Origin of the sequence: Phenylobacterium sp., assembly GCF_036263695.1 — a bacterium.
In the GTDB taxonomy this organism is placed as follows: Bacteria; Pseudomonadota; Alphaproteobacteria; order Caulobacterales; family Caulobacteraceae; genus Phenylobacterium.
Genome location: NZ_DATAGM010000366.1, coordinates 1 through 6,454 on the forward strand (window position 1 = coordinate 1; position 6,454 = coordinate 6,454).

Consider the following 6,454-nt stretch of genomic DNA (forward strand, 5'->3'; position numbering starts at 1 on the left):
TACGCCTCCTCCGTCTCCGGCTGGTCTTGCTTCTTCGACAGGTCTTCGCCGGTCTCCTGGTCGACGACCTTCATCGAGAGGCGGGTCTTGCCGCGATCGTCGAAGCCGAGAAGCTTGACCTTCACGGTCTGGCCCTCCTGCAGCACGTCCGAAACCTTGTTCACGCGCTCGCTCGAGATCTGCGAGACGTGGACCAGGCCGTCCTTGGCGCCGAAGAAGTTCACGAAGGCGCCGAAGTCGACGATCTTGACCACCTTGCCGGTGTAGATCTGACCGACTTCCGCTTCCTGAGTGATGGACTTGATCCAGTCCATCGCCGCGTCGATTTTCGACTGCTCGGAGGCCGCCACCTTGATGGTGCCGTCGTCTTCGATGTCGATCTTGGCGCCCGTCTTCTCGACGATCTCGCGGATCACCTTGCCGCCCGAGCCGATCACTTCGCGGATCTTGTCCACGGGGATCTTCATGGTGACGATCTTCGGCGCGTGCTCGCCGAGCTCGGCCCGCGGCGCCTCCATGGCCTTGGCCATCTCGCCCAGGATGTGCGCGCGGCCGGCCTTCGCCTGCTCGAGCGCCTGCTTCATGATCGCCTCGGTGATGCCGGCGATCTTGATGTCCATCTGCAGCGAGGTGATGCCGTCGGCGGTGCCGGCGACCTTGAAGTCCATGTCGCCGAGGTGGTCCTCGTCGCCCAGGATGTCAGAGAGCACGGCGAAGCCGTCCTTCTCCAGGATCAGGCCCATGGCGATGCCGGAGACCGGCTTCTTCAGCGGCACGCCCGCATCCATCAGCGCCAGCGACCCGCCGCAGACCGAAGCCATCGACGAGGAGCCGTTGGACTCGAAGATCTCCGAGACCAGGCGGATGGTGTAGGGGAACTCCTCGGCGGGCGGCAGCATCGGACGAAGCGCGCGCCAGGCGAGCTTGCCGTGGCCGACGTCCCGGCGGCTCGGCGCGCCCATGCGGCCCGTCTCCCCGACGCTGAACGGCGGGAAGTTGTAGTGCAGCATGAACTTCTCGTAGTACTTGCCCTCGAGGGCGTCGATCAGCTGCTCGTCGTCACCGGTGCCGAGCGTGGCCACGACCAGCGCCTGGGTCTCGCCGCGGGTGAACAGCGCCGAGCCGTGGGCCCGGGGCAGCACGCCCACTTCCGAGACGATCGGGCGGACCTGGTCGACGTTGCGCCCGTCGATGCGCTTGCCGGTGTCGAGGATGTTGCGGCGGACGACGTCGGCCTCCAGCTCCTTGAACACTTCGGCGAGCTTCAGCGGGTCCGCGCCGTCCGGGTTGGCCTCCGACTTGGCCAGCGCCTGCAGGGCCTTGGCCTTGGCCGCGCCGACAGCGTCGTGGCGTTCCGACTTCTTGGTCACCTTGTAGGCCGCCGCAATCTCCGCGCCGACCAGCGACTTCATCTGAGCCTTCAGAGCTTCTGTGTCGACCGGCTCGAACTCGAACGGATCCTTGGCCGCATGCTCGGCCAGCTCGATGATCGCGTCGATCACCGGCTGCATGCCCTTGTGGGCGAAGCTGACGGCGCCGAGGACTTCCTCCTCGGTCATCTCCTTGATCTCGGACTCGACCATCATGACGGCGTCCGCGGTGCCGGCGACCACCAGGTCCATGCGGCTTTCCTTCAGCTCGTCGAGCGTCGGGTTCAGCACGTACTGGTCATTGATGTAGCCGACGCGGACGCCGGCGATCGGGCCCATGAACGGGACGCCGGACATCACCAGGGCGGCCGAGGAGGCCACCATGGCGACGATGTCGGGATCGTTCTCGAGGTCGTGGGCGAGCACCGTCGCCACCACTTGGACCTCGTTCTTGAAGCCCTTTACGAACAGCGGACGGATCGGCCGGTCGATGAGGCGCGAGGTGAGCGTCTCCTTCTGGGTCGGCGCCGTCTCGCGGCGCGGGAAGGAGCCGGGGATCTTGCCGGCGGCGTAGAACTTCTCCTGGTAGTTCACGGTCAGCGGGAAGAAGTCCTGGCCGGGCTTGGCCGTCTTGGCGAAGGTGACCGCGGCCATGACCATGGTGTCGCCGTAGGTGGCCACGACCGCGCCGTCGGCTTGACGGGCCATGCGGCCGGTTTCGAGCGTGAGCGTCTTGCCGCCCCACTCGATGGTCTTTCTCTTGATGTCGAACATTTTGCTTCTTTCTCGTCCCGGCAGGCGCATTCCTGGCGGGGGCGGACAGGGGATCGGGCTTCCGAAATCCTCTCCAAATGAACAGGCGGATCGAGGATTTCGTCGGAACCCTCGGCGTGTGACGAGATCCTCCACGTTGGAAAACCCCGTTGGCCCGTCGCTGGGTCCCCTCGGCCTGTCACGAAGGGGCGACGGATTGGTAAGCGGCCGATCCTACTGGCGAGCGGCCGAGGGCCAAGGCCCGATATGCAACGCCCCCGCACGGCGGCGGGGGCGGCGTTGGTTTAGCGGCGCAGACCGAGCTTTTCGATCAGGTCCTGGTAGCGCTGCGCGTCCGACTTCTTCAGGTGGTCGAGGAGCGAGCGGCGCTGGGAGACGAGCTTGAGCAGGCCCCGGCGCGAGTGGTTGTCCTTCTTGTGCGTCTTGAAGTGCTCGGTGAGATTGGCGATGCGCTCCGAGAGGATCGCCACCTGCACTTCAGCGCTGCCCGTATCCGCTTCGCCGCGGGCGTGGGTCTTGATCAGTTCCGCCTTGCGGTCGGTCGTAATCGACATCGGTCAGGTCTCCGCTCGGTCCAGATGGAAGACCCGCGACGGCTCGAGCTTGCCGGCGCGCATCTCGCAGAGCGCCACGATGGATCCGCCCTCCATCGCAGAAACGGTTCTGGAGCCCGGCGCGAGCCGGGCCTTCAGCGTTTCCACCTGACGGGGAACGAGAACGATCGAGCGTCCCTGCTTCAATCGGAAGGCGTCTTCAGCGGTCACGGCCAGCGCCGGGATGTCGTCCAGCGCGGTCTCGACCGGAAGCAATGCCTCCGATGGGCGGGCCTTATGCCCTAAATCCTCAAGAACTTCCAGTCCGATCGCCCGGTCCTCGCCGAACGGCCCGACGCGAGTGCGGCGCAGCTCGGAGACGTGGGCGCAGGCGCCCAGCGCCTGGGCCAGGTCGCGGACGAAGGCGCGGACATAGGTGCCCTTGCCGCAGTCCATCTCCAGGGTCAGCGCGTCGGGATCGGAGGCGTCGGCGATACGCAGGTCGTGGACCTTCACCAGGCGGGCGGCCAGCTCCACCGCCTCGCCGGCGCGGGCCAGGTCATAGGCGCGCTCGCCGTCGACCTTGATGGCCGAGAAGGCCGGCGGGACCTGCTCGATCTCGCCGATGAACCTGGGCAGCGCCGCCTCGACCTCGGCGCGGCCGGGCCGCACGTCGGAGGTCTGCACCACCGCGCCCTCGCGGTCGAGCGTGGTGGTGGTGGAGCCCCAGGCCAGGGTGAAGCGGTAGGACTTGTCGGCGTCCACCAGGAACGGGACGGTCTTGGTCGCCTCGCCCAGGGCGATCGGCAAGATGCCGGTGGCCAGCGGGTCGAGGGTGCCGGCGTGGCCGGCCTTCTGGGCGTTGAAGATCCGCCGCACGCGGCTGACCGCGTGTGTGGAGGTCAGGTCATAGGGCTTGTCCAGGCAGATCCAGCCTGAGACCGCCTCGCCTTTCCGCCGCCGGCCCATCAGTCCTCGTCCGTCTGGCCGGAGAGGTCGCGCTGCACCTTCGGGTCCTGGAACAATCGGTCCATCCGAGCGGCCTCGTTGAAGCTCTCGTCGTGCAGGAACTTCAGGTCGGGCGTGAACTTCAGCTCGATGTGACGGCCCAGCCGCCCGCGTAGGAAGCGGGAATGCCGGTTGAGCGCGTCGACCACCGCTGAGGCGTGGCCGCCGCCCAGCGGCTCGACGAAGCAGGTGGCGTGCCTCAGATCCGGGCTCATCCGCACCTCGGTGACGGTGACCGAGACCCCGACCATCGCCTCGTCGGTGATGTCCTCCTCGCGCAGCACCTCGACCAGGGCGTGGCGCACCAGTTCACCGGCGCGCAGCTGACGTTGGGAAGGGCCTTGCGGCTGGCCGCGTCCGTGCGGCGAAGAGCGCTTCATGGCGATGCCTCGTGTTCGGCCTGGCGGGCGGGTCGGACGCCCCGCTCAGGGGAAGGGCGCGCTTCTAGTCCTGCGTTCCCGGGCTGTCCACCCATCCGACGCCGGTGCGCTCGCGGAAGAATTGGATCACCCGCTGCTCGGCGGCCTTGGTAGGCCCCTCCTCCTTCAGGTGGATGGTCAGCACCGAGTGCGGCTTCATCGGCGCGGGCGCGGCGTGCTTCGGGTCGATCTCGATGGCTTCGAACCGCTCGCCGAACGCGCGGCGGTAGGTCTCGAACCGCGCGTCCGGGACGAAGCCATCCTCGAAGAAGCGCAGCCCGATGATCGACAGGTCCTCGTCCTCGAACCGCCGCCGCGCGCAGGCGATCTCCTCGGGCGAGGCGCCGATGGCGGCGGCGCGACGCTTCGATCCGGCCGGCATGGGGAGCGACGGCTGCGAAAGCACCGGCGCGACCACGGCCGGCTCGGTCATCATCGCCAGCGCGAAGCCGCCGGTGAAACACATCCCGACCGCCCCGACGCCGCGGCCGCCGCATTCGGCGTGAGCCGTCCGGGCCAGGGCCCGCAGCCAGTCGACGATCGGGCTCGACCGGTCGCTCTTCCAGACGTGGAACTCACGCCGGATGCAGACCGCCTTGAACATCTCGCCCAGCGCATAGCCGGGAGAGGCCGGCCGGCCTGGCTCGCCGAACAGGCTCGGGCAGAAGACCGTCATCCCCGCCGCCGCCACCCGGTCGGCGAAGCGCACGACCAGCGGATGCAGCCCCGGCATTTCGTGGATGACGATCACCGCCGGACCGGAGCCCTTGCGGTACACGGGCCGGGTCCACGGGCCGTCGGTGAAGTCGAAGCGGGTGTAGTTCTCGAGCGGGTGGGGCTGCGCCATGCCCGATGGTAGGCGCCTCACGGCCTCGCGCGCAGCATCGAAATCTCACCTTCGAAGCCGGTCAGCTTCCAAAGGCCGTCGATGCGGGTGAAGACCAGCACGCAGGGGCCGCCGGAGTCAGCAATGGCGCAGACCCGGCCGCCGCCAATGGGCCGCAGGGCCGGGGAGATGGCGAGCGCGCTGGGCAGCGGGTCGGTGCGCCGGTAGCCGTAGTGTTCGGCAACCCAGCGGAACACTCGCGGCTGGATCAGCAGCTCGCCGGCCAGCGCGGCCACCGGCTCGGCGAGGGTGATCCCCAGCCCTTGCAGCAGCCGCGGCGCGCCGGACTCCTGGGTCTCGTCGATCAGGCGCCCCTCCAGCTGCCGCTTGAGCGCCTGCCGATCCACGTGGCGGTCAAAAGCGGCCCGGTCGTTGTCGCGGATGGCGACCAGCAGGTTGTGGACGTCCTGCGCGGCGTCATAGCGCTGGGCGGTGGCGCAGGCGGAGAGGAGCAGGGCGACAAGGCTGATCAGCAGGGGGCGCAGCATCCGGCGGTGATCCTGCGGGCAGGTGGCCGGACTAAGGCCGGGCGGCCGAGAAGCGCCTGGCGGCGAGCGCGATCGGCAAGCCGACGAGCCCGGCGTGGATGGCGAGCTGGACAGCGATGTCCGTGGCGCTGGGCGCGCGCAGGCTGGCGGCGGAGAGCGGAACGACTATCCAGGTCATCACCATCCAGACGGCGACGCCGTAGAGCGGCCCCGTGACCGGGGCGCGGCGGGTGAGCAGGCTCCACCGTTTCGCGGCGATGACGTAGGCCGCGGCGGCGACCAGCAGGATGAGGGTGTGGGCCAGCGCGCCGAGCATCGCCGCGCCGACGCCGCCCTGGAACGCCGCGCGGCCCAGCAGTCCGCTGGCGATCGCTTGGCCGATGGTGATCGGCGGCAGCCGGTTCACCACGCAGGCGGCGACGAAGTCGAGCACGGCGGCCGAGAGCCCGCCGATCAAGATGGGCGAGATGAGGCCGCCGCGGACCGCGGGCTTGGGAGGGACGTCGACCATTGTTCGATGAAGCGCCGCCGCAAGCCGGGGCGCAAGGTAAGCTGGCTCATCAGGATGGGTGGGCGGCATGAAGCCGGCCACGACGAACAAGAGGGTCAAGGAAAAGGCCCCGGCGTCTCCCCCGGGGCCTGATCGTTGCTAATGCGTCGCTTACAGCGACCGCTTGACCTCTTCGAGGGTGAAGCACTCGATGGTGTCGCCGGCCTTGATGTCCTGGAAGCCCTGGAAGGCCATGCCGCATTCCTGGCCGGACTGGACCTCGTTGACCTCGTCCTTGAAGCGCTTGAGCGTCTGCAGGACGCCGAGCTCGAGCACCACCACGTCCTGGCGGATGATCCGGACGCGGGCGCCCTTGCGGACCACCCCGTCGGAGACGCGGCAGCCGGCGACCTTGCCGACCTTGGTGATGTCGAACACCTGCAGCACCTCGGCGTTGCCGAGGAAGGTCTCGCGCTGGATCGGCGC

At 68.5% G+C, this 6,454-nt stretch carries 8 protein-coding genes; all 8 read right to left on the bottom strand.

Going from position 1 to position 6,454, the window contains the following annotated elements; all coding sequences use genetic code 11:
- Positions 1 to 2,144, bottom strand: a 2,144-nt coding sequence (gene pnp, locus VHK87_RS14910) for a polyribonucleotide nucleotidyltransferase (protein ID WP_329635678.1), incomplete at its 3' end; no start/stop codon positions are given.
- Between the two features lie 284 nt (positions 2,145 to 2,428).
- Complete coding sequence (rpsO, locus tag VHK87_RS14915) at positions 2,429 to 2,698, bottom strand: 30S ribosomal protein S15 (protein WP_329635679.1); 270 nt, start codon at positions 2,696 to 2,698, stop codon at positions 2,429 to 2,431.
- A 3-nt stretch (positions 2,699 to 2,701) separates the two neighbouring features.
- Positions 2,702 to 3,646 carry a tRNA pseudouridine(55) synthase TruB gene (truB, locus tag VHK87_RS14920; protein ID WP_329635680.1) on the bottom strand — a complete coding sequence of 315 codons (945 nt, stop codon included), beginning with the start codon at positions 3,644 to 3,646 and terminating at the stop codon, positions 2,702 to 2,704.
- Positions 3,646 to 4,065: a 30S ribosome-binding factor RbfA gene (rbfA, locus tag VHK87_RS14925; protein WP_329635681.1), complete on the bottom strand. Its 420-nt coding sequence runs from the start codon at positions 4,063 to 4,065 to the stop codon at positions 3,646 to 3,648. Before rbfA ends, truB begins: the two co-directional genes overlap by 1 nt.
- A 64-nt stretch (positions 4,066 to 4,129) precedes the next feature.
- Positions 4,130 to 4,951: a dienelactone hydrolase family protein gene (locus tag VHK87_RS14930; protein ID WP_329635682.1), complete on the bottom strand. Its 822-nt coding sequence runs from the start codon at positions 4,949 to 4,951 to the stop codon at positions 4,130 to 4,132.
- A gap of 17 nt (positions 4,952 to 4,968) precedes the next feature.
- A complete protein-coding gene (locus VHK87_RS14935) occupies positions 4,969 to 5,478 on the bottom strand; it encodes a DUF2939 domain-containing protein (protein ID WP_329635683.1) in 510 nt (169 codons plus the stop codon).
- Between the two features lie 31 nt (positions 5,479 to 5,509).
- Positions 5,510 to 5,989, bottom strand: a complete 480-nt coding sequence (locus VHK87_RS14940; RefSeq protein WP_329635684.1) for a hypothetical protein — start codon at positions 5,987 to 5,989, stop codon at positions 5,510 to 5,512.
- Between the two features lie 150 nt (positions 5,990 to 6,139).
- Positions 6,140 to 6,454 (bottom strand): EF-Tu/IF-2/RF-3 family GTPase (locus VHK87_RS14945; RefSeq protein ID WP_329635685.1); only part of this gene is annotated, 315 nt, incomplete at its 5' end.